Annotated in this window: 18 protein-coding genes and 1 pseudogene; 11 read left to right on the forward strand and 8 right to left on the reverse strand. The window is 70.3% G+C overall.

All coding sequences use genetic code 11. The features are described from left to right. Positions 1–123: 123 nt before the first annotated feature. On the reverse strand, positions 124–642 hold the full coding sequence (locus ACFU8W_RS45630; RefSeq protein WP_384051222.1) for a hypothetical protein: 519 nt from the start codon (positions 640–642) through the stop codon (positions 124–126). Between the two features lie 15 nt (positions 643–657). Continuing rightward, positions 658–1,143, reverse strand: a pseudogene (locus ACFU8W_RS45635) (transposase); the annotation flags it as partial. Positions 1,144–1,294: 151 nt separating this feature from the next. Between ACFU8W_RS45635 and ACFU8W_RS45640 the strand changes: the two are divergent. Beyond that, positions 1,295–4,669: a pyruvate carboxylase gene (locus ACFU8W_RS45640; RefSeq protein WP_384051225.1), complete on the forward strand. Its 3,375-nt coding sequence runs from the start codon at positions 1,295–1,297 to the stop codon at positions 4,667–4,669. Between the two features lie 173 nt (positions 4,670–4,842). Next, a complete protein-coding gene (locus ACFU8W_RS45645) occupies positions 4,843–5,202 on the forward strand; it encodes a hypothetical protein (protein ID WP_384051228.1) in 360 nt (119 codons plus the stop codon). Positions 5,203–5,213: 11 nt separating this feature from the next. Here the strand turns inward: ACFU8W_RS45645 and ACFU8W_RS45650 are convergent, their stop codons facing one another. After that, on the reverse strand, positions 5,214–6,434 hold the full coding sequence (locus ACFU8W_RS45650) for a saccharopine dehydrogenase family protein (RefSeq protein WP_384051231.1): 1,221 nt from the start codon (positions 6,432–6,434) through the stop codon (positions 5,214–5,216). A 133-nt stretch (positions 6,435–6,567) separates the two neighbouring features. On the opposite strand from ACFU8W_RS45650, the gene ACFU8W_RS45655 reads away from it, so the two are divergent. Then, positions 6,568–7,281, forward strand: coding sequence for a TetR/AcrR family transcriptional regulator (locus ACFU8W_RS45655; RefSeq protein WP_384051234.1), 714 nt, complete (start codon positions 6,568–6,570; stop codon positions 7,279–7,281). 174 nt (positions 7,282–7,455) lie between these two features. On the opposite strand, the gene ACFU8W_RS45660 is transcribed toward ACFU8W_RS45655, so the two are convergent. Further along, entirely contained in the window at positions 7,456–7,878 is a 423-nt protein-coding gene (locus ACFU8W_RS45660) for an Hsp20/alpha crystallin family protein (protein ID WP_384051237.1), read from the reverse strand. 280 nt (positions 7,879–8,158) lie between these two features. On the opposite strand from ACFU8W_RS45660, the gene ACFU8W_RS45665 reads away from it, so the two are divergent. Continuing rightward, positions 8,159–9,007 carry a universal stress protein gene (locus ACFU8W_RS45665; RefSeq protein WP_345511602.1) on the forward strand — a complete coding sequence of 283 codons (849 nt, stop codon included), beginning with the start codon at positions 8,159–8,161 and terminating at the stop codon, positions 9,005–9,007. Positions 9,008–9,200: 193 nt separating this feature from the next. Here the strand turns inward: ACFU8W_RS45665 and ACFU8W_RS45670 are convergent, their stop codons facing one another. Continuing rightward, entirely contained in the window at positions 9,201–9,476 is a 276-nt protein-coding gene (locus ACFU8W_RS45670; RefSeq protein ID WP_384051240.1) for a hypothetical protein, read from the reverse strand. A 613-nt stretch (positions 9,477–10,089) separates the two neighbouring features. Between ACFU8W_RS45670 and ACFU8W_RS45675 the strand changes: the two genes are divergently transcribed. Continuing rightward, entirely contained in the window at positions 10,090–11,136 is a 1,047-nt protein-coding gene (locus ACFU8W_RS45675) for a M4 family metallopeptidase (RefSeq protein WP_384051243.1), read from the forward strand. 154 nt (positions 11,137–11,290) lie between these two features. Here ACFU8W_RS45675 and ACFU8W_RS45680 read toward each other — a convergent pair whose 3' ends face one another. After that, positions 11,291–12,817: a hypothetical protein gene (locus ACFU8W_RS45680; protein ID WP_384051246.1), complete on the reverse strand. Its 1,527-nt coding sequence runs from the start codon at positions 12,815–12,817 to the stop codon at positions 11,291–11,293. Between the two features lie 605 nt (positions 12,818–13,422). On the opposite strand from ACFU8W_RS45680, the gene ACFU8W_RS45685 reads away from it, so the two are divergent. Continuing rightward, complete coding sequence (locus ACFU8W_RS45685) at positions 13,423–13,917, forward strand: lamin tail domain-containing protein (protein WP_345511597.1); 495 nt, start codon at positions 13,423–13,425, stop codon at positions 13,915–13,917. A gap of 206 nt (positions 13,918–14,123) precedes the next feature. Here ACFU8W_RS45685 and ACFU8W_RS45690 read toward each other — a convergent pair whose 3' ends face one another. Then, a complete protein-coding gene (locus ACFU8W_RS45690) occupies positions 14,124–14,957 on the reverse strand; it encodes a pentapeptide repeat-containing protein (protein ID WP_384051249.1) in 834 nt (277 codons plus the stop codon). A gap of 296 nt (positions 14,958–15,253) precedes the next feature. Between ACFU8W_RS45690 and ACFU8W_RS45695 the strand changes: the two genes are divergently transcribed. The 5 genes from ACFU8W_RS45695 (at position 15,254) to ACFU8W_RS45715 (ending at position 19,883) form a co-directional block, all read left to right on the forward strand. After that, positions 15,254–16,510: a sensor histidine kinase gene (locus ACFU8W_RS45695; protein ID WP_384051252.1), complete on the forward strand. Its 1,257-nt coding sequence runs from the start codon at positions 15,254–15,256 to the stop codon at positions 16,508–16,510. Next, positions 16,482–17,177 (forward strand): response regulator, encoded by a 696-nt coding sequence (locus ACFU8W_RS45700; protein WP_384051255.1) that lies wholly within the window; start codon positions 16,482–16,484, stop codon positions 17,175–17,177. The genes ACFU8W_RS45695 and ACFU8W_RS45700 overlap by 29 nt, the downstream gene beginning before the upstream one ends. A gap of 149 nt (positions 17,178–17,326) precedes the next feature. Further along, complete coding sequence (locus tag ACFU8W_RS45705) at positions 17,327–18,265, forward strand: ATP-binding cassette domain-containing protein (RefSeq protein ID WP_384051258.1); 939 nt, start codon at positions 17,327–17,329, stop codon at positions 18,263–18,265. Further along, a complete protein-coding gene (locus tag ACFU8W_RS45710; RefSeq protein ID WP_384051261.1) occupies positions 18,262–19,074 on the forward strand; it encodes an ABC transporter permease in 813 nt (270 codons plus the stop codon). Before ACFU8W_RS45705 ends, ACFU8W_RS45710 begins: the two co-directional genes overlap by 4 nt. A 338-nt stretch (positions 19,075–19,412) precedes the next feature. Continuing rightward, the gene (locus tag ACFU8W_RS45715; protein WP_384051264.1) at positions 19,413–19,883 is read left to right on the forward strand and encodes a zf-HC2 domain-containing protein; all 471 of its coding nucleotides are present in this window, start codon (positions 19,413–19,415) and stop codon (positions 19,881–19,883) included. Between the two features lie 150 nt (positions 19,884–20,033). Here the strand turns inward: ACFU8W_RS45715 and ACFU8W_RS45720 are convergent, their stop codons facing one another. Further along, on the reverse strand, positions 20,034–20,552 hold the full coding sequence (locus ACFU8W_RS45720; RefSeq protein WP_384051267.1) for a SixA phosphatase family protein: 519 nt from the start codon (positions 20,550–20,552) through the stop codon (positions 20,034–20,036). Positions 20,553–21,096: the final 544 nt, after the last annotated feature.

The raw sequence follows: 21,096 nt of genomic DNA on the forward strand, positions 1-21,096 counted from the left end.
ATCCGGTCGGAGGGCGATCGGGACGTCCGCGTCGTCCTGGATGCCGGATACGACGCTCCGCGCATGACCCGTCCCGTCCCCTTCGAGAGCAAGAGTCAAGATCTGTGGATCAAGCCATGGCCGTCAGTCGCCGGACCTGCCCCAAAAGGCGATCACCGTGTTCGCCCCATCGGCGTCCTTCAACGGCCTGCACCACGCTGACCAACGCGGCATGTCCCACAGCCCCACCGAGGCCGGGTGCCGCGCCTCGTAGCGCTCCTGGGCTCGTTCGAAATCCCCTCTGGTCGGCTCCGCGGTTCCCAAGATCTCGATGGATTCCTCGTCCGACAGCGGACGCACGGTGTGGGAATCGTCGTATGCGTCGGCCTCGATCTCCTCCCACACATCGATGATCGTGTGTGTTCCTTCGCTGCCGAAGGTCTCGTCTTCCCACAGGGCATCGAGGTCGTCAACAGAGGTGAACGACTGGCCTGCGGGCTGGAGCCCGTCCCCGTGCGTTCCGTGGACGAAGAGCCTTTTGAACTCGCGCTGTCGAACGGTGGCCAAGGCCGCCGCGACATCTCCGGCATAAGGCTCGATGTACTGCCACGATGATGCGCCCACCCCAGCTCCTGCCCTTCCGCGACCTTTGACCGTCGGCACGGAACCCTACCTTTCGGCTTCGCAGTAGACGTCGCTCATGGCGATCAGTTCCTTGGTGCCGTCCGCGTGCACGCCCATCAGCACGAGGACGCACGACTTCGCCTCCCGCAGGCGTATGCGCAGGTGGATGCCGTCGCCCCACACGTGGACGTAGTCACTGCTGGACAGGTCGCGCTCGCCGAACACCTGGTGGTCGGCCTGCCACTGCTGGGTGAGCCGGGTGACCGTCGCCGGTGAGAGGCCGCCCGTCGGGCCGAGGAACTGCTCCGGCGCGGGCACCGCCCCGGCCGCAGTCGTGACCTTCCTCGGCTGGTGGTAGCCGTTGCGCACCACGAGCCGGTGGCCCTTCTCGTCGCGCTCGTCCGCCAACTCGGCTGTGCATGTGTTGACTTCGGCCTCCGGTGCGGCGGCCGGCATCCGCCTCGCGCCCTCGCGGACGATCTCATCGATCAGGGAGGAGCCGTTGGCGGTGGTGCCGTTGGCGTTCACCACGCTGAGCACGGGCGTGCTTCCCGGCCCTCGCGAACCTGCAGATGAGCGACCGGCCGATGGCGATTCGACGCGAGCCGCACTTGTACGGGTGTAGACAGGGCATCAGTCACGAGGGCGCCCGTCGGGCGCGCACATCGCGAACGTCAGGAAGGGACTGTGCATGTTCCGGAAGGTACTTGTCGCGAACCGTGGTGAGATCGCCGTCCGCGCGTTCCGTGCCGCCTATGAAATGGGCGCCGCAACGGCGGCGGTTTTTCCGTACGAGGATCGCGGCTCGTTGCATCGTCTCAAGGCCGACGAGGCCTACGAGATCGGCCGGAGAGGGCACCCGGTACGCGCCTACCTGTCGGTCGAGGAGATCGTGGGCGCGGCGCGCAGGGCCGGGGCGGACGCCGTGTACCCCGGGTACGGCTTCCTGTCCGAGAACCCGGATCTGGCCCGGGCCTGCGAGGACGCCGGGATCACGTTCATCGGTCCCGGTGTCGGGGTGCTGGAACTGACCGGCAACAAGGCGCGCGCGGTCGCGGCGGCCCGTGCGGCGGGTGTGCCGGTCCTGGGATCGTCGCAGCCGTCGACCGACGTGGACGAGCTGGCGGCGGCCGCGGAGGAGATCGGCTTCCCGTTGTTCGTCAAGGCGGTTGCCGGAGGCGGCGGCCGCGGAATGCGGCGGGTGGACGACCCCGCGCACCTGCGCGAGGCCATCGAGGCGGCGTCCCGTGAGGCCGAGTCCGCCTTCGGTGACTCCACGGTGTTCCTGGAGAAGGCCGTCGTCGACCCCCGCCACATCGAGGTGCAGATTCTCGCCGACGGACACGGCGACGTCATCCACCTGTTCGAGCGGGACTGCTCGGTACAGCGGCGCCATCAGAAGGTCGTCGAACTGGCCCCGGCGCCCAACCTCGACCCCGCGATCCGGGACCGCATCTGCGCCGACGCGGTCGCCTTCGCGCACAGCATCGGCTACCGCAACGCCGGCACCGTCGAGTTCCTGCTCGACCGGGAAGGCAACCACGTCTTCATCGAGATGAACCCGCGCATCCAGGTCGAGCACACGGTGACCGAGGAGGTCACCGACGTCGACCTGGTCCAGGCGCAACTGCGCATCGCCGCCGGTGAGACCCTGGCCGACCTCGGTCTCACGCAGGACAGGATCTCCCTGCGGGGTGCCGCACTGCAGTGCCGGATCACCAGCGAGGACCCGGCCAACGGGTTCCGGCCGGACACCGGCACCATCAGCGCGTACCGCTCGCCGGGCGGCTCCGGCATCCGGCTGGACGGCGGCACCGCCTTCGTCGGCTCGGAGATCAGCGCCCACTTCGACTCCATGCTGGTGAAACTGACCTGTCGGGGCCGCGACTTCGCCACCGCGGTGCGACGCGCCCGGCGCGCGGTGGCCGAGTTCCGCATCCGCGGTGTGGCCACCAACATTCCGTTCCTGCAGGCGGTCCTCGACGACCCGGACTTCCAGGAGGGCCGGGTCACCACGTCGTTCATCGAGGAGCGCCCGCAGCTGCTGACCGCGCGCCACTCCGCCGACCGCGGCACCCGCCTGCTCACCTACCTCGCCGACGTCACGGTCAACAAGCCGCACGGCGAGCGCCCGCACCTGATCGACCCCACGACCAAGCTGCCGGACATCGCGAACGGCGTACCGCCCGCCGGGTCGAAGCAGCAGTTGACCGAGCTGGGGCCGGAGGGCTTCGCACGGTGGCTGCGGGCATCACCCGCGGTGGCCGTCACCGACACCACCTTCCGGGACGCCCACCAGTCCCTGCTGGCCACCCGGGTGCGGACGAAGGACCTGCTGGCCGTCGCCCCGACCGTGGCCCGGACCCTGCCGCAGCTGTTGTCGCTGGAGTGCTGGGGCGGCGCCACCTACGACGTGGCCCTGCGCTTCCTGGCCGAGGACCCATGGGACCGCCTCGCCCGTCTGCGTGAGGCGGTGCCCAACATCTGCCTGCAGATGCTGCTGCGTGGCCGCAACACGGTCGGCTACACCCCGTACCCCACGGAGGTCACCACCGCCTTCGTCGAGGAGGCCACCCGGACCGGCGTCGACATCTTCCGCATCTTCGACGCGCTCAACGACGTCGGCCGGATGCGGCCGGCCATCGACGCCGTACGCGAGACCGGATCGGCCGTCGCCGAGGTGGCCCTGTGCTACACCTCGGACCTGTCCGACCCGGCCGAGAAGCTCTACACCCTCGACTACTACCTCCGGCTCGCCGAGCAGATCGTCGAGGCCGGCGCGCACGTCCTGGCGATCAAGGACATGGCGGGGCTGCTCCGGGCACCCGCCGCCGCGAAGCTGGTGACCGCGCTGCGCAGGGAGTTCGAACTACCCGTCCACCTCCACACCCACGACACGGCCGGCGGTCAGCTGGCCACCTACCTGGCCGCGATCAACGCGGGCGCCGACGCCGTGGACGGAGCGGTGGCCTCGATGGCGGGCACCACCTCGCAGCCCTCGCTGTCGGCGATCGTCGCGGCCACCGACCACTCCGAGCGGCCGACCGGGCTGAGCCTGCGGGCGGTCGGCGACCTCGAACCGTACTGGGAGATCGTGCGCAGGATCTACGCGCCGTTCGAGGCCGGCCCGGCCTCGCCCACCGGGCGCGTGTACGACCACGGGATCCCCGGCGGTCAGCTGTCCAACCTGCGTGTCCAAGCACGGGAGTTGGGCCTCGGAGACCGGTTCGAGGACATCGAGGCGATGTACGCCGCGGCCGACCGCATGCTCGGTCGCCTGATCAAGGTCACACCGTCGTCCAAAGTGGTCGGCGACCTCGCCCTGCACCTCGTCGGCGCGGGCGTCCCACCCGAGCGGTTCGCCGCCGAACCTGGCGCGTACGACGTTCCGGACTCCGTGATCGGGTTCCTGCGCGGCGAGTTGGGCGACCCGCCCGGCGGCTGGCCGGAGCCGTTCCGCAGCAAGGCCCTCAAGGGCCGCGCCGCACCGAGGCCGGTCGCCGAACTGTCCGCCGATGACCACGACGGACTGGAGAAGGACCGGCGCGCCACCCTCAACCGGCTGCTGTTCCCCGGACCGGCGAAGGAGTTCGAGGCGCATCGCGACGCCTACGGCGACACCGGAGTCCTGCCGAGCAAGGACTTCTTCTACGGCCTGCGGCCGGGGGAGGAGCATGAGGTGGACCTCGAGCCCGGAGTGCGGCTGCTCATCGCACTGGAGGCGATCGGTGAAGCGGATGAGCGCGGCATGCGCACCGTGATGGCCACGCTCAACGGCCAACTCCGGCCGATCCAGGTGCGCGACCGCTCGGTGGCCTCGGAACTGCCGGCCGCGGAGAAGGCCGACAAGTCCGACCCGAAACATGTTGCCGCGCCGTTCGCCGGGGTGGTGACGCTGTCGGTCGTGGCCGGGGACCGCGTCGAGGCGGGGGCGACCATCGCGACGATCGAGGCGATGAAGATGGAGGCCGCCATCACCGCTCCGGTCGCCGGAGCGGTGAACCGACTGGCCATCAACTCCGTTCAGCAGGTCGAAGCGGGCGACCTCTTGATGGTGATCACCTAGTGCCCCTCCCGGCAAGCTTTGCCCTGGGGCAAACATGGCCGGCCACGCCCCAGACCCTCTGGGGATGATCGCCCGGGCCGCCGGGCCGTGCAGTCGCCCGGCGCGGCTCAGGGACTCCACGGCCCGGCGGTCCACCGGCCGGGAGGGTTCACCGTGCATGCGACGATTCCGCGGTGAACCCTCCCGACCGTCTTTCCGGCGCAGAGCGCGCCTTCATGATCAACGCGTTCGAGATCGACATCCTGCCCGGTGTACGAGGTGACCTGGACGAGCCACTGGTTTCCGCACCCGCCGCGGAGCTGGCAGCCGTCCTGCTGCCTCTCGTCGACCGGGGCTGGATCGAGGTCTGCCGTGTCATCCCCTGGACCGCTCCCGACGGGAGGCACGGATTCCAGCCCGGCACGCCCGTAGCACGGGAGGAACTGCCGAGGCTTCTGGCCGACGCCGACAACTGGGCGTACCCCGACAGCGGCGAATGGATCGGCTGTCTGACGCTCACCCTCACCGAGGAGGGACGTCGGATCCCCCGGTGAGCCGGGGACGGTCACTGCTCCCTCATGCCCCACGGAGAGCCGTACGCGCTGAGCAGGTCCAGGAAGGGGCGGGCGGGGAACGCCTCCGGGCCGAGGACTCCCGAACCGGTCCACGCGCCCGTGGCCAGGAGTTCGAGGGCGACGACCGGGTTGACCGCGGTCTGCCACACCACCGCCTGGGAGCCGTACTCGGCCATCGACCACTGGTTGTCGACCACGTGGTAGAGGTAGACCTCGCGCGGCGCGCCGTCCTTGGTACCGCGCACCCAGGTGCCCGCGCAGGTCTTGCCGTGCATGCGCTCGCCCAGCGTCGCCGGGTCGGGCAGACAGGCGGCCACGACGTCGCGGGGCGACACGCCCACCGGGCCGGCGGCGCTCGGCACGGTCACCGGGTCGGTGCGGTCCAGGCCCAGGAGGTGCAGCGTCCTGAGGGTCTGGATGAACTCCTCGCCCAGACCGTACTTGAAGGTCACGCGCCGCGCGTCGATCCAGCGGGGGACGAGCAGCACCTCCTCGTGCTCCACGTTCACGCACTCGACCGGGCCGATGCCCTCGGGGAAGTCGAACACCTCCGGCTCGCTGAAGGGCGCGGTGGTGAACCAGCCACGGTCCGCTTCGTAGACGACCGGCGGATTGAGGCACTCCTCGATGGTGGTCCAGATGCTGAAGGAGGGCGCGAAATCGTAGCCGTCGACGGTGAGGTTCGCGCCGTCGCGGATGCCGATCTCCTCGATCTCGTCGAAGAGTTCGTCGGCCGCGTATCGCGCGAAGACATCGGACAGCCCCGGCTCCACACCCATGCCGACGAGGGCCAGCCCGCCCGCCTTCTCCCAGTCGGCGGCCTGCGCGAACTGCGTGTCGCCGAGCATGACCCCGCACTCCTCGTACGGCCTCGCGGGGTGCGGGCGCGACAGAGACATCGCCATGTCGAGGTAGGTTGCGCCGGCCGCGAGCGCCGCCTGGAAGAGGGGCATCACGAACCGCGGGTCGGTGGCATTGAGCAGCACGTCGCACCCGTGCCGCTTCAGCAGCGCGGTCACCGCCGCCTGATCGGACGCGTCGACGCGCTCGGCGCTGAAGCGGCCCGCGGCGCCCGAGAGGGCAGCGACCGCCGCCTCGGCCCGGCTCAGGTCGTAGTCGGCCACGACCATCTCGTCGAAGAACGAGCGCCGGGCCGCGATCCGGGTGATCGCGGTGCCCACACCGCCGGCTCCCACAAGCAGAACACGCATGACACGGACTTCCTCTCTGTGGAGACGGGGCGTGCCCGCGCGGACCGAAGGCGCGGCGCCCCTGCCGGGAGATCCAACGCCGGGCGCTCGGATAAGGTCAATGGTGTTGGCATAAGGACACGAGGAGGCGGCGATGGCGAAAGCTGTGGTGCCCGAGGAGAAACGGCGGCGGCGCCGTCCCACCAGGAGCGGCACCGTGCTGTCCGAGCAACTGATCGTCGAGACCGCCCTGCGGATGCTGCGTGAGCACGGCAGCGCGGGACTCAGCGCCCGCCGTCTCGGCCTGGCCCTGGACGCCGATCCCAGCGCCCTCTACCGGTACTTCCGCGGCATGGACGATCTGACCCTCGCCATCGGCGACGCCCTCATCGGGCAGGCCCTGCAAGGCTGGCGGCCCACGGGGGAGTGGCGGTCGGATCTGCGCGGCCTCGGGTTGCGCATCCACGCCGTGTATGTCGCGCATCCGCAGGCGGCACTGCTGACCGCGAACCGGGTCACCGGCCGGGCCCACGAGCTGGCGGCCGACGAGGCCATCCTCGACGTACTCCGCACGGCGGGGTTCCCGCTGCCGGACACGGTACGGATCTACCAGGCCTTCATCGACCAGACCCTGGCCTTCGCCGCGCTCGACGCCGCCTCGCTGGCCCTGCCACGCGAAAGTCTCAGCGCCGACGAGGACATGTGGCGCTCGACGTACGCCCGCCTGCCGCGCACCACACACCCCCGGATCGCCGAGGCGGCGCACCTCCTGGCGACCCGCATGGTCGACAGCGCCTATCCGACGGCCCTGGAGATGCTGCTGGACGGTGCCGCTGCGCAGTGGGAGGCACTGTGCTCCCGCGGATAGAGGACTGTCCGGGGTCGTTGCGGGGCGGACCCGTCGGTCGAGGCTGCCCCCAAGGCCTTTCTGGTGCCCCCAGGCCCCCGACCGTGCGGTCGGGGGAGGCCGAGTTGCGGCCGGGCCCGACGTGGGTCGCCCGGACGGCAGCGCATGCCGGCCCGGGCGACCACGCTGTGTGGGTCACATGGGGTGCTTGATTTCGATGTGCTTCGCCTCCGCCTTCTCCACGCCGAGGCCAACGCTGACGGTCAGCATGCCGTCGATGTACTCGGCATGGACGTCGTTCTCGTCCGCGCTCTTGGGCAGGGTGACACTGCGGGTGAGGGATCCGTAGTGGATCTCGCTGCGATTCTTGTCCACCTCGCGCTCGGTGCGCTCTGCCCTGATGGTGAGGTTGCCGTCCTCGACCGTGACGTCCAGATCCTTGACCTCGATGCCCGGGAGTTCCGCTCGAATGACGTACCGGCCGTCCTCGGTGAACTCCTCGATCCTCATCGTGTACAGATCGGCCATCGCCGGCATGGTGAACCGAGTGGGGAAGGCCTCGAACCAGTCCGGCAGGTCCGGGAACGGGAACTTCTGCTTGCGTGCGAGTACAGCCATGCCCAGACCTCCTCGGTCCTGCGGTTACGACGTGTCCAGTCCATCGCGTCACGTTCCCGGCCGCAGGGGCCGAACAGTCCGCAACGGGGGTCCGAAGGTCCCTGGAGCTCACCCTTTCCCTGGGGGGCAGCCCTCTGAACGGGGGCCGCTCGGTCCTCCGCCTCGCCGTCCATGTGCGTACCGTGCAGGTATGAGCTGCGGCCGCAGCCCACGGCTGCTGCCGCGCGCACGCAGACAGGTGGAGGAAGCCATGACAGCTGCCAGTGAACCACTTCCGATCATGCTCGGCATCGACGCCATGGAGCCGGCCGATGCGGCCCTGGCCTGGGCCGCCGACGAAGCCGCCCGCCGTGGGGTGCGCCTCCATCTGGTGCACGCCGTGTTGCCCGTGACCCATCACGTACGCGGCGTCGAGGAGACGGCACACCACAAGGCCTTGCGCCAGCTGGGCGACGAGGCACTCGACAAGGCGGCGGCTCGTTCCCATGAGCGGCAGCCGGGTGTTGAGGTGACGACCTTCATCACGGATGGCAATCCGGCCCAGGTTCTGGTTCGGAGGTCCGCTCACGCGCGGCTGGTGGTCCTCGGCTCGCGTCGGCTGGGCCGGCTGGGGGAGATGCTCAGTGCTGCCTCGACGACGGTTCCGGTCAGTGCGCACGCTGCCTGCCCGGTTGCCGTGGTGCCGGAAGCCGGGCGCACTGAGGAGGAGCCGCCGTACCTGGTGGTCGGGGTGGACGCGAGCCGGTCGGCCGATGCCGCGCTGGATCACGCCTTGGAGGCCGCTGCCTCGCAAGGCGCCTCCGTGCGTGCGGTGTGGGTGTGGCAGCGGCGGCTGCCAGGGTTTTTCGATGAGGACGCTGCGATCGAGGCCTGCCACAGGCAGCTGCATGAAGCAACCGCGGCGCGGTCCAGTGCCTACCGAGATGTTCCCCTGAGTCACGCGGTGCTGCGGGGACATCCTGTCGAGGCGTTGGCGGAGGCTTCGGAGCATGCGCTCGCTGTGGTCGTCGGCCGCCGTGGCCGGGAGGGCTTCACCGGCATGCGGCTGGGCTCCGTCCCGCACGGACTGCTGCACAGGGCAGCCTGCCCCGTGATCACTGTGCCCCCGCCGACCGACGAAGGGATCTGAGACCGGGAGACCGGGCCGACTCGCATACCGCACCGGCCGATTGCGCGAGCCTTTCGCCCAGCGACTGCGCACCGGGTCTCCGTGCTCCGGCCCCTCCGGATTTCATCGCCCGAATCCATCGTTCTTCGCCCGGTCGGAAGGGCGCGCGGCGACCTGCTGCCCGGTCGCCGCACGCATGCCTGCACGAGCCCGGTCATCGCCCGACCGGACCCGATGGACGGGCCCGCCCCGGACAAGCTCCGAAGCCGGTCGACACACCGATCGTGGAGGACAGCGCCGACCGTGGGCCGGAGGCCCGCCCTGAGCCCTTCGCCGGGTGTGCCGGTGCACCTCGCCCGACGACGCCGATCTCGCGGCGCTGAGCGAGGCGGGCGTGGTGGACCTCGGTGGCCAGGTGGTGGAGGCCGACGTCCCGCGGCTCCTTGCGCAGATCAAGGGCATCGGCGACATGACCGAATTGATCGATCACGTGAGTCGTGTGTGGGGCAGCGCGCTCCGGAAGCAGTGCTCACCCAGCCAGGCATGGGTGAAGGGTCTGGTTGTGTGGCGTGCCGGGCACCGGCTGACCGGCTGCCGAGGCCGAGGTCCTGATCATCGCGCACGTCGAGGCCGACCGTGTCGGCATCGCGGCGGACGGCAGACGCAGCGGTCCTCGCGATCCGGTGGTACGTGCCGGGCAGTTGGAGGAGCTCAGGCGGCGGCCCGAGCGTGACGCGCGGGACCGTCGCCGGTACGCGGCCGGTGCCGGCGCCCGTGCTCGGTGACGGCCGCCGGCGATCCGTGGAGCCACCGACACACCGCCGGGAAGGCCCTGCCCTTCAGTGATGCGGATCCTCGTGCTCGTGGAGCTGAGCCGCGATGACCGCCGCTTGTACGCGGCGTTCCCGACGGCGACGTGACGCCCACCGTCCCGGCACACGAACAGAGCGTCACCGCACGGTGGGGCCCTCGCCGCTGCGAGTCGCAAACGCGTTCAAGGCCTGGCCAAAGAAGGGCCCCGTGCGCAAGGATCACGCTCGCACCACGCCATCCCCCGCAATTCGACACACCGCCGCACCACATCTCAGCACGGGAGGATGTACATGACTCGCCGCACACCCCGCGGCCTGATCGCCGCGGCCACCGCCACCGTGGCTCTGCTCGCTCCGGCCGGAGCGGCCTCGGCCTCGGGCGCCGTACCTGCCCCGGCCGAACCACAGGCCCGGGTATTCATGGTCAACCCCGTCCAGTCCTCGGGCGACCAGTCGCTCTCCGACGCCAAGGACTCGGCCGACGCCGTCCCCGCGTCGAGCTATGCCTCCGCCGCGTTGCGCAATCTCGACGGCAGTGGCGGACTCTCCGGACGGTGGGCCTACATCAGGTCGGAGACCGGCGCCCCCGCAAAGACCGCCGACGTCGGCAAATACACCCGCCACGACGACCAGTTCGAGCAGGTCATGGCCTATTTCTGGGTCAATGAGGCCCAGGAGTACCTGCAGGGCCTCGGCTTTGGCAGCGAACTGCCCGGCGCCAACAACCGTGCGCAGCCCGTTCGTATCAACCAGTGGGGCGCGGACAACTCCTTCTTCACCGACAAAAAGGCCGAGATCCGCTTCGGCAAGGGCGGCGTGGACGATGCCGAGGACGCCGAGGTGATCGTGCACGAGTACGGGCACGCGGTGCACAACGCCCAGGTGCCCGGCTTCGGCACCTCCCCGGAGGCCGGGGCGATCGGTGAGGCCTTCGGCGACTACCTGGCAGTCGAGGTCGGTGCCCACGCGGACGCCCGGTACGGCTGGCCCCTGAAGGCCGACCTGGCGTGCGTCGCCGACTGGGACTCGGTCGCCTACAGCGCTGCCCCGCACTGCCTGCGCCGGATCGACGGGAACAAGGTGTACGGGGACCGGGTGGGCGAGGTGCACGCGGACGGTGAGATCTGGTCCCGCGCACTCCTGGACATCCGGGGGGCGCTCGGCGCCAGGGTCGCCGACCGCATCATCGTCAACGCTCAGTTCGGCTTCGCACTCGACACCAGCTTCGAGAACGCCGCGTTGACGACGATCGCGACAGCGCAACGCATGTACGGCAAGAGCGCGGCGGACGCGGTCCGCGCCGCGTTCAAGGCCCGCGAGATCCCTGGCATCCAGTAGGCGGAGTCACGGCGGTCTCCCCCTTCCCAGGGTGGCCCTCAGCGTGGTCTCGCGTCGGCCTTGAGTCCGTTGCGAGGCCACGCGCCGGCCGGATCGATCACCGAGCGCTGCTACGGCAGATGAGGCAAGTGCAGGCCGGCGCCCGGGGATCGCATCATGGGGACAGCCTTTCTGACGGGGCGCCGTCCCTTGGTTCGGAGGGCGCCACGTAGACGGAGAGGCCTGTGCTCCCGCGCAGCGGTGGCAGGGATTCGGGCCGCCAGGCACGGGCGTAGGCGGGTGGCCTGTGCCCGGGAGCCACGATCACCGCGACAGGTGTGCGACGCGCTGCCGCGCGCAGACCGTCGGCTGTGATACTCCCGTCGTGGCCGCCGATCTGTCGCGACGCGCAGCGGGCGTAATAGCCGATCGGTACCGCGTCGAAACCGGTGACCGTGCACGGTGGGCGTACTCCCAGAAGGTGCAGCTGGTCGGCGATCGCCGTGTACTCCTGCCGCGCCACGCGGCTGCGGGCGACGGCATGGCCGAGTACCCAGTACTGGACGGCGAAGTGACCGGCCAGGGCGAGCGTGAGCAACACGCCGACCGTCGGCTGCCATCCGGGGCGGGTGGAGGTGAACAGAGCGCGCAGGCACTCGGCGACAGGCAGCGCCAGCAGAGCGTAGGCAGGAAGCAGGAAACGGGGGGCAGCGTAGTCGATCATGAACAGGTAGGGCGTCGCCATGGACGCCGCGACGAGGGTCACGAGGACGGCGGCAGGGCGGCGCGCGCGGGCGGCGATGATGCCGCCCGCCGTGAGCACTGGCAGTGCGAACCACCACGCCGCGGTGACCGGGTCCTTCCAGGGCACCTCGCACGGACGGCACAGAGTCCGCCCGTCGAGGGCTCGAACCTGATCGTCGACGGCGAGATGTCCGCCCAGGCCGCCCTGAATCTCGCTGGCGCGGTGCAACCGGGCGACAACGCCGCCGTAGTGCAGATGGGCTTCGACGATCCACGGTGCGCAGCCGAGGAGAAGGGCGGCCACGATGACGGCCGGCACTGCCGGGTGTCGCCGGCCCGAGGCCACCAGGGCTGCCACGGCCAGAGGCAGGACCAGGTAGCAGGCGTCCGGGGGCCGCATGAGGGCGACCAGGGCCACAGCGGCGCCGAGGCCGGCGAGCGCCTTGCCGTCGGCCGTTTCCCTGACGGCTCGTAGAAAGCAGCCCACGGCGGCCAACGCCCCCAAAGCGCACCACAGGTTGGGCATCGCCTGCGGGCCGTAGTACAGGGTGATCCACAGCCCGGCGAACATCGCTCCCGCCCCGGCGAGAACCGCGGGCGGCAGGAGACGACGCCAGACCCACAGGGCGAGGAAGAGCCCGCATCCGGAGCACAGTGCCAGATACACGTGCAGCGCAGCCATCGAGGACGTCAGCGCGGCCACGGGCGCGACCAGATACGAAATCCCCCGAGCTCGGGGCGCACTGAAGAACGCGGCCGGGACGTCCCGGCCGACCTGGCTGACGTAGACGGTCTCGTCCCAGCCGAGTCCCGAGCCGGGCACCACCAGCACCAACTGCACGAGAACAAAAGCAGCGGCGACGGCCGCGAGCCAGGGAAACGGGCGGCCGTACGCGTGGTCGACACCGGCGAGCCGCATCTGCACCACTCGTGGGCCGACGGCCAGTCGGTCAGGCATGAATCAGTCCTCCACGGCACCGGGCAGCGGGCCGGGCTCTGGGCGCAACTCTGCGAGTGCCGGGCGCAACTGACCAACTTCGATCGGCCATGTGGAGCACACGTCCGGCGGAACATCACCCTCGCCATGCCCGCCCACGCCTTCCTCGCCGTCCGGGCCACCGGCACCGACAAGGAGGCCGTGGACATGCTTCCGCCGGCCTCATCCCGGGCCCGTGGCGGAAAAAGGCGCCTTCTGGCAGCTCTCCGGCCCCCCGCCGGGGCCGCCTCGCGCCCCTCACCCACGCACCGACCCGGTCCGCCCGGAGGTGACGCCACCAAGCCACCGCACGCCGCAGCCACTACCGAAGACGCGGGTCAGGAGACGAAACACTGCTGCAGATTGTCGTCGCGCCCTGGTGCGAGGTGGAGGTCCGCATGTCCATCGGCCACCCGCCGTCGACCTGTGTGCGTCGCCGTCAATTCATCGGCTGGGCTTCGCACTTGAGTCGTTCCGGGTGCGGGACGCATGACTGCCTTCACATATGCATCACCTTTTCTGCATCTCTCCACCATGACTTGTGTATGCTCCAGGCGCTCCATCCGCACGACTGGGGGGAATTCCTCATGCGCATACGCCATGCCATAGCCACCATCGCCGCTGCCGGAACCATCGCGGTTGTTGCCGTCGCCCCGGCACAGGCAGCCGAGTACTCGTCGGCGCTGAAGATCAAGGGTGTCCAGTACGACGCGCCGGGCGCGGACTCCAACAGGTGCTCCACCGGGAACACCAAGGACGAGTACCTGACGATCAAGAACTACTCGTCGAAGGCGACCGTCAATCTCAGGGGCTACGTAGTCAAGGACGCCGCCGGCAACCGCTTCACCTTCTCGGCGAGCCACTACCTCGAGCCCGGCGACTACGTGAAGCTGCGGGGAGGCCACGGCACCGACTCCGACGCCAAGAACGTCGTCTACCGCCAGAACTGCAACTTCATCTGGAACAACGACAAGGACACCATCTACCTGTACAAGCCGTCGGGCAGCCGGGCCGACGTCCACGCCTACACCAAGACCGGCTCCGACCCGGACCGCAACGGCTACATCAACTACCACGGCTGACGCACCATCACTGCGTACCGAAGGGAACGGCGGCAGAGGACGAGTGCTCTGCCGCCGGTTCGCCCGGGGGCCCTCCGCTGTCATCAGGCGCTCCTGTCAGCGGCCGGCGGCGCTCTCCTCGTGACCGGGGTCCGGAGCGTGGCAGCCCCTGGCCGGGGACGGCGCAGGCATCGTGGCGACCGCGGTCGTGATGACCCCGCCGCGGGCTACCAGTGCGCGGGACGGGTGAGGGCGGCAGGCAGCTCGGTGGCCGAGTCGCCCTTGGCCGCGTTGAGCTGGGCCTGGGTGAGGAAGATGCTCCCGGTGAGGTCGGCTCCGCTCAGGTCGGCGCCGCGCAGGTCCGCCCCGATCAGGTCGGCCATGCGCAGGTCGGCCTTCTTGAGGTCGGCCCCGATGAGGCAGGCCCCGCGGAAACTGGCCCCCCGCAGCCGGGCGCCGCTCAGCCTGGCCCCGATCAGCTGGGCACCCCGGTGGTTCTTCTTGCGGCCGGGCACCTCGGCCCGCACCAGGTCACTGGTCCGCAGCAGCAGAGCGTTCACATCGTCGCGCAGCGCCGCCACGTCGAGGTCCATGAGCGATGCAGCGTCCCCCCGGGTGAGGCCGTCGACGCGCTTCAGCGCACGGCGCAGATCGGGGTGGACGGGGCGGGCCGGCGCGAGATCGAGGGCCTCGGTGACGTACCAGAGCAGTTCGTGGAGCTGCCGCATCACCGGCAGGACCTCGAACATCGGGCGGGCGCTCTCCGGCGCCTGCCGCCAGTCCGTTCCACCGAAGGTGACCTGTGAGACCTTCTGGCCCGCACCGAAGCAGTCGAACACGGTGCAGCCCTGGTAGCCCTTCTCCCGCAGGCGTGTGTGGATGCCGCAACGGAAGTCCAGCTGAAGGTTCGCGCATGGCTTGCCGGCGTCTTTGTCCGCCGCGAAGTCTGCGGAACGGGCGAAGGGCAGCGCGACACAGCACAACCCGAAGCAGTTCGCGCAGTCGGCCTGCAGATCGTTGCGGCCGCTGCCGTCGGACGGGGCCGCGTGCTTCTGGGGCAACTGCGTGCTCTCCTGTGACGAGACGAGCACGGCGGTCCGCCGCGCTCCGAGATGAGCGTCCATTGTTGCAGACGGCGCGTGCCTGCCGTCCGCGGGAGCACGGCCCGGGGTGGCGATGGGGTCAGTCCGCGTGGATCGGTGGGCGGCGCTCCGTCCAGGGACGCCAGGAGCGGACGGTGTGGCCGGAGCTGTGGCCTTCACGCCGTCACGCAACCCGGTCAACAGCCCCGTGCCCGGGGACTGCCCTGCCGAACCGACACGATGCCGGGCCCGGTCAACGCACTTACGGTGGAGGGATGGCAGTGATCAACGGTTGGAGGCGGGAAGCACGAGCCCGGCCCGGCGTGGTGGACGCGCTGATGTCGGCCGTGCTGTTCGCGCTGTCGGTCGTGGCTTCTGCTGTTGTGCCGGACGAGCACCGGATCGAGTACCGGTGGCAGGGCGTGGTGCTGGCGGCGGTCGGCTGCTCGGCGTTGATGTGGCGGCGCCGTCACCCATTCGGCGTACTGGCTATCGCGGTCGGCTGCGGGGTGCTTTTTCAGGTGCTCGGATTCCGGGAGAGCCCGGTGGTGGCAAGCCCGGTCGATGTGTCCATCTACACCGTGGCCGTGCAGACCGACCGGCGCACCACCTGGACCACCACGTCGATCACGGCCGCCGCCCTGGTGGGGGCGGCCGTGGTGTTCGCCCCGGGATCGTGGCTGGAGCCGGAGAAGGCGGTGATGCTGGCGTGGACGGCTCTGTCGGCCGCCATCGGGGACGCGGTGCGGTCACGTCGTGCCTATGTGGCAGCCGTGGAGGAACGGGCGGAGAACGCGGAGCGGACCCGTGAGCAGGAGGCACAGCAGCGGGTGGCGGCCGAGCGGGTCCGGATCGCGCGCGAGCTGCACGACGTCGTCGCGCACCACATCGCCCTGATCAACGCTCAGGCAGGCGTCGCCGTCCATCTCGCGGAGCGGCAGCCGGAGCAGACACTCGCCGCTCTGGAGAACATCCGGGACACCAGCCGGTCGGCGCTGGATGAACTGCGCGTGACCGTCGGCCTGCTACGGCAGTCGGGTGATCCGGCGGCGCCGCGCGATCCGATGCCGGGTCTGACGCAGCTACCGGCCCTGCTGGCGTCGTTCGAAGGTGCCGGCCTGGCGGTCAGGCACAGTCAGCGCGGTATCAGTGAACCGCTGGCGCCGGCGGTCGACCTGGCCGCGTACCGCATCGTGCAGGAGGCCCTGACCAATGTGCACAAGCATGCCGGCGCGGACCACGCCCGATTGTTCCTGCATTACCGCCCCGAATGGCTGACGATCACCATCGAGGACGACGGACGCGTCGGACCGCACCACCAGCCGACCCAGGGGACGGGGCACGGGCTGATCGGGATGCGCGAGCGGGCCGCCATCGTCGGGGGCAGGCTGTATGCGGGAGCCCGCCCGCAGGGCGGCTTCGCTGTGACTGCCGATCTGCCCCTGCGAGCCGCAACGGCCACGGGCGGTCCGGCAACGAACGGACCGCCGAGGAGAGATGGGTATGACGATCCGCGTACTGCTCGCCGATGACCAGGCCCTGCTGAGGGGCACCTTCAGGATGCTGTTCGATGCTGCGGACGACATGGAGACCGTGGGCGAGGCATCCAACGGCCGCGAGGCAGTGGAGCTGGCCCATGCGCAGCACCCGGATGTGCTCCTGATGGACATCCGCATGCCCGAGATGGACGGCCTCGCCGCGACGCGGCTGATCGGCGAGTCGGAGGACCTCGCAGGGGTGAAGGTCCTCATCCTGACCACCTTCGAGGAGGACGAGTACGTCGCCGAGGCGCTGCGCGCGGGTGCGAGCGGCTTTCTCGGCAAGGGCGCGCGGCCCGAGGAGCTTCTCGAGGCCGTCCGCACGGTCGCCGCCGGGGAAGCGCTGCTGTGCCCGTCTGCCGCCCGAGCGCTGATCACGCGATTCCTGACGCAGCCGGAAGCCAGCCCGGCAGCCATGCACGAGCGGCTGAAGTGCCTGACACCACGGGAACGCGATGTCCTGGGGCTCGTCGCGCTGGGCCTGTCGAACGAAGAGATCGCCGATCGCCTGTTCATCAGCCCGCTGACGGCCAAAACCCACGTCAACCGGGCCATGACCAAGCTGGCGGCCCGTGACCGGGCCCAGCTCGTCGTCATCGCCTACCAGAGCGGCCTGGTCAGCCCGGCGATGGAGCCGAGCCGCTCAGCAACATCCGCGTGATCGTCGGCACAGGTACGTGTCGCGTTCCGTCGCCGCGGTAGGCCGGCGGACCCCGTACCGCGGACGTGGTACCCGGGAATCGCTGCACGGGGACGATGTGCGAGGGGCCGGTCACGGGCGAGAGTGAGGTGGTGAACGGAGGTTTCGCAATGATCGAAGCCCACTGCCTTACCAAGAGGTACGGCAGCAAGACGGCCGTCGAGGATCTGTCCTTCACGGTCCGCCCCGGCATCGTGACGGGGTTCCTCGGTCCCAACGGGGCCGGTAAATCCACCACCATGCGGCTGATCCTCGGGCTGGACGCCCCAACCGCAGGGCACGTCACCGTCAACGGCCGCCCTTACGCAATGCACGAAGCGCCCCTGCGCGAGGTCGGGGCGATGCTGGAGGCCCGCGCCATCCACACCGGCCGCACCGCCTACCACCACCTGCTGGCCCTGGCCGCCACCACCGGCATCTCCCGCCGGCGCGTGAACGAGGTCATCGACCTCGTCGGCCTGCGCGAGGCGGCCAACAAGCGGGCCGGCGGGTTTTCCCTGGGTATGGGCCAGCGCCTCGGCATCGCCAGCGCCCTTCTCGGCGACCCCGCCACTGTCATCCTCGACGAGCCGGTCAACGGCCTCGACCCGGAGGGCATCCGGTGGATCCGGAATCTTCTCAAGCGCCTGGCGGGGGAGGGGCGAACGGTGTTCGTCTCGTCGCATCTGATGAGCGAGATGGCGCTCACCGCCGAACATCTCGTCGTCATCGGTCGCGGACGGCTCATCGCCGACACCTCGGTCGAGGAATTCACCCGCGGCGCGGCCCGCACAGTGGTGCGCGTGCGCTGCCCGGACATCGACCGCTTGAAAGGTCTGCTGGCGGGTCCGGACGTCACCCTCACCACCTGCGCGCCCCACACCTTGGAAGTGGTCGGCCTGACGACTGACCAGATCGGCTACACCGCCGCCGACCACGGGCTCACCCTGCTCGAACTCTCTCCCCAGCGGATCTCCCTGGAAGAGGCGTTCATGGAACTGACCCGGGACGCGGTCGAGTACCGCGCCAACAGCACCGACGAGCCGGTCGGAGTAAGGAGCGCGTCATGACCACGGTCCTCACGCGCCCGCTCGGCGCGACAGTGCGCCCCGGCAAGGTGACCCTGCTCCGGGCCCTCAGGTCCGAATGGATCAAGCTGCGCACCGTGCGCTCCACGTCGATCACCTTGCTGACCGCCGTGGCCGCGATGGTCGGGTTGGGCATGCTGGTCACGCATCTGCGGGCAGGCGACCTCAGCGCCCGGGAATTGGCGCACTTCAACGGAGCCGAGCTCAGCCTGAGCATGTTCCGGCCCGCGCAGTTGGCCGTCGGTGTCCTCGGCGTCCTGATGTTCACGGGCGAGTACACCACCGGAATGATCCATGCCACGCTCACGGCCGTCCCCAGGCGACTGCCCGTGCTGGTGGCCAAGGCCGTCGTCTTCACCGGCGTCGTCCTCGTCCTGATGACCGCGGCCGCTTTCGCCGCCTTCTTCGGTGGCCAGGCCGTCCTGTCCTCCGCTCACCTGGATACACATCTGTCCGACCCCGGCGTCACCCGTGTGGTTTTCGGTACCGCCCTTTACCTCACCGTTGTAGGACTGTTCGGCGTAGCCCTGGGCGCCATCATTCGCAGCTCTGCGGGAGCCATCGCCACGCTGGTGGGCATCCTGCTCGTCCTGCCCGGACTGGGCGCCCTGCTTCCGGCCGACTGGGCTCAGCACATCGACCCCTACCTGCCCAGCAACGCCGGACAAGCCGTGCTCTCCGTCGTCCCCGATCCCGCGATGGCCCCCTGGACAGGTCTCTCACTCTTCGCCGGATACGCAGCCGCCCTGCTCGGTCTCGCCGCCTGGCTCCTCAAGCGACGCGACGCCTGACCGGCGCAGCACGAAGCCGCACCGCCGGCAACGCTCCTTCGGGCCGCGGCCCTGGCCCCGGGCACACCCGGACGCGCCGCCCACCGCATCCCCGATCCACGGCTGAGCCTCCTGGATCTTCCCGCTCCTGTTCGCACCTCTCGTCCTCCTCGCCCGGCGCCGGGCCGGCCCGCAGAGCGGCGGCCCCGCCGATCGAAGGCGAACCACACCAGTCAGGACAGCACCGCCGAACAGACCACATCCACCATGGACGTCACCGAGCAGGACCCGGATGACGCCCGCGCCTGAACCCCATGGCCGCGCCGACCGCGCGCCCCCCGCACCGAGAGGACACCGCCATGTTCACCACACCCCAGGAATGCAGCACGATCCGTGAACTGCTGGCCGGATACGCGCTCAATGCCCTCGCCTCCGAGGAAACCACCCAGGTCCGCGCCCACCTGACAACCTGCCCCGCCTGCCGGGACGAACACGACTGCCTCGCGGCGGTGAGCGCGCACCTGCCCCTGCTCCGCGACGCACTCGCCCGCGACACCGGCCGACGGCCGCACATATACGTGCCCGCTCCGGCGGAAGGCTGCCCCACGCCCCGTCACCAGCCCCGTCGCCGTCGGCCGGCCCGGGGGGGAACGGCCAGGCAGCTCACGCTCACCCAGTTGGTGAGCAGGACGCGTGCGTCAGGCGAACTCGGCGAGCGCGCAGGAAGGAAGGCCCAGAGCCCCCGGGCAATGGCGGACGGCGCGGAGGGGCGGGCCACGCCTCAGCCGCTCCGCCGGGTGGCCACACCCCGACCGGCCGCGTCAGGCTGAGGCGGGCCGGTCCTCATGGTCGCAAAACGCCCCCATCGCCTGGCCGTTGAGGTTCGTTGCCCAGCGCTCCTTCCATGCCTTCGTCATCGCCCGGATCGTCGTCGGAGCGCTGGTGTCCGGCCTGCTGGGGGCGGGGGTGGTCAACTCCGGTCAGCCGCGGGGAACTGCGAAGGCGGTGAGTGCCGCGGTGCCGGGTCCGAGCCGGGACCACGGGCCCGGGAACAGGAGCACGGCGATGCCCGAGGTCGGGAACTTGCCTTGGACCCGTGCGAGTGCCTCGTCGCCGCCTTCTCCGGCCAGGGACAGGACAAGGTCCTGCACGCCAGGCTGATGGCCGATCAGCAGCACCGTCCGCCGCCGCTCCGGGACCGCACGCACCACATCGAGCAGGGCGGAGGCGGTTGCCTCGTGGACCCGCTGCTCGAAGACCACCTTCGGCGCCGCACCGAGTTCCGCCGCGACAAGCTCCCACGTCTCACGGGTACGCCTGGAGGTAGAGCAGATGACCAGGTCGGGCACACACCGAGCATCGCGCAGCCACCGCCCGGCCGCCGGGGCGTCCCGGCGGCCCCGCCCGGCGAGTGGACGCTCATGGTCGGGTACTCCCTCCGGCCAGGCCGACTTGGCGTGCCGCAGCACGATCAACCGGGTGTGCGCGGACCTGGGCACGGTCTCATCTCGCTTCCGCCGGCTGCACGCGACCGACTCCGCGCCCGGCGTCCGCCGTTGCCCGCCGGGATGCCGACAGCGCGCGGGGAGCTCTCCGCGGTACGAGCGTGCAGCTCGCGAGGACGAGGAACAGCCGCTTGCCCTGACCGGCTCGCAGAATCGTGAGGCCCACGGGCGCTCCCTCGAACTCGATGGGTCGGTTCCCCCGAGGCAGGCCGGAAACCGGCCGGCCCTGACGCGACCAGTCTTGGTCGGCATGCGGCACCAAGCCAGTCCATTGCTCCACCCGGCGGACCGTGCTTCTTCGACTGCCTGCCGGCTGCCCGCATCGACGGAACCGCGGTCGACATCGGCCGACTCGGCCAGGCCGCTTCCACCATCGACCTGGACGCCCTGTCCCACCGGCCATCCGCGAACGCCGGGCCGCCTGGATGCTCGCAGGCCACGACGCACGGCTGTGCGCGCAAGTCGCCCGCGCTCCGACCGAATGCGTGGGTGGCGCGGGCCTCGCACTCTGCTTGCGGACCTCGCCGCCCCGGAGTTG

The organism is Streptomyces sp. NPDC057565 (assembly GCF_042801455.1).
GTDB classification, from domain to species: Bacteria; Actinomycetota; Actinomycetes; order Streptomycetales; family Streptomycetaceae; genus Streptomyces; species Streptomyces yanii.

Coding starts and splice junctions, on each gene's coding strand:
- ACFU8W_RS45695 (WP_384051252.1), top strand. CDS start 15,254: ATGGCAGTGATCAACGGTTGGAGGCGGGAAGCACGAGCCCGGCCCGGC.
- ACFU8W_RS45675 (WP_384051243.1), top strand. CDS start 10,090: ATGACTCGCCGCACACCCCGCGGCCTGATCGCCGCGGCCACCGCCACC.
- ACFU8W_RS45655 (WP_384051234.1), top strand. CDS start 6,568: ATGGCGAAAGCTGTGGTGCCCGAGGAGAAACGGCGGCGGCGCCGTCCC.
- ACFU8W_RS45685 (WP_345511597.1), top strand. CDS start 13,423: ATGCGCATACGCCATGCCATAGCCACCATCGCCGCTGCCGGAACCATC.
- ACFU8W_RS45665 (WP_345511602.1), top strand. CDS start 8,159: ATGCTCGGCATCGACGCCATGGAGCCGGCCGATGCGGCCCTGGCCTGG.
- ACFU8W_RS45700 (WP_384051255.1), top strand. CDS start 16,482: ATGACGATCCGCGTACTGCTCGCCGATGACCAGGCCCTGCTGAGGGGC.
- ACFU8W_RS45705 (WP_384051258.1), top strand. CDS start 17,327: ATGATCGAAGCCCACTGCCTTACCAAGAGGTACGGCAGCAAGACGGCC.
- ACFU8W_RS45640 (WP_384051225.1), top strand. CDS start 1,295: ATGTTCCGGAAGGTACTTGTCGCGAACCGTGGTGAGATCGCCGTCCGC.
- ACFU8W_RS45650 (WP_384051231.1), bottom strand. CDS start 6,434: ATGCGTGTTCTGCTTGTGGGAGCCGGCGGTGTGGGCACCGCGATCACC.
- ACFU8W_RS45680 (WP_384051246.1), bottom strand. CDS start 12,817: ATGCCTGACCGACTGGCCGTCGGCCCACGAGTGGTGCAGATGCGGCTC.
- ACFU8W_RS45715 (WP_384051264.1), top strand. CDS start 19,413: ATGTTCACCACACCCCAGGAATGCAGCACGATCCGTGAACTGCTGGCC.
- ACFU8W_RS45710 (WP_384051261.1), top strand. CDS start 18,262: ATGACCACGGTCCTCACGCGCCCGCTCGGCGCGACAGTGCGCCCCGGC.
- ACFU8W_RS45660 (WP_384051237.1), bottom strand. CDS start 7,878: ATGGCTGTACTCGCACGCAAGCAGAAGTTCCCGTTCCCGGACCTGCCG.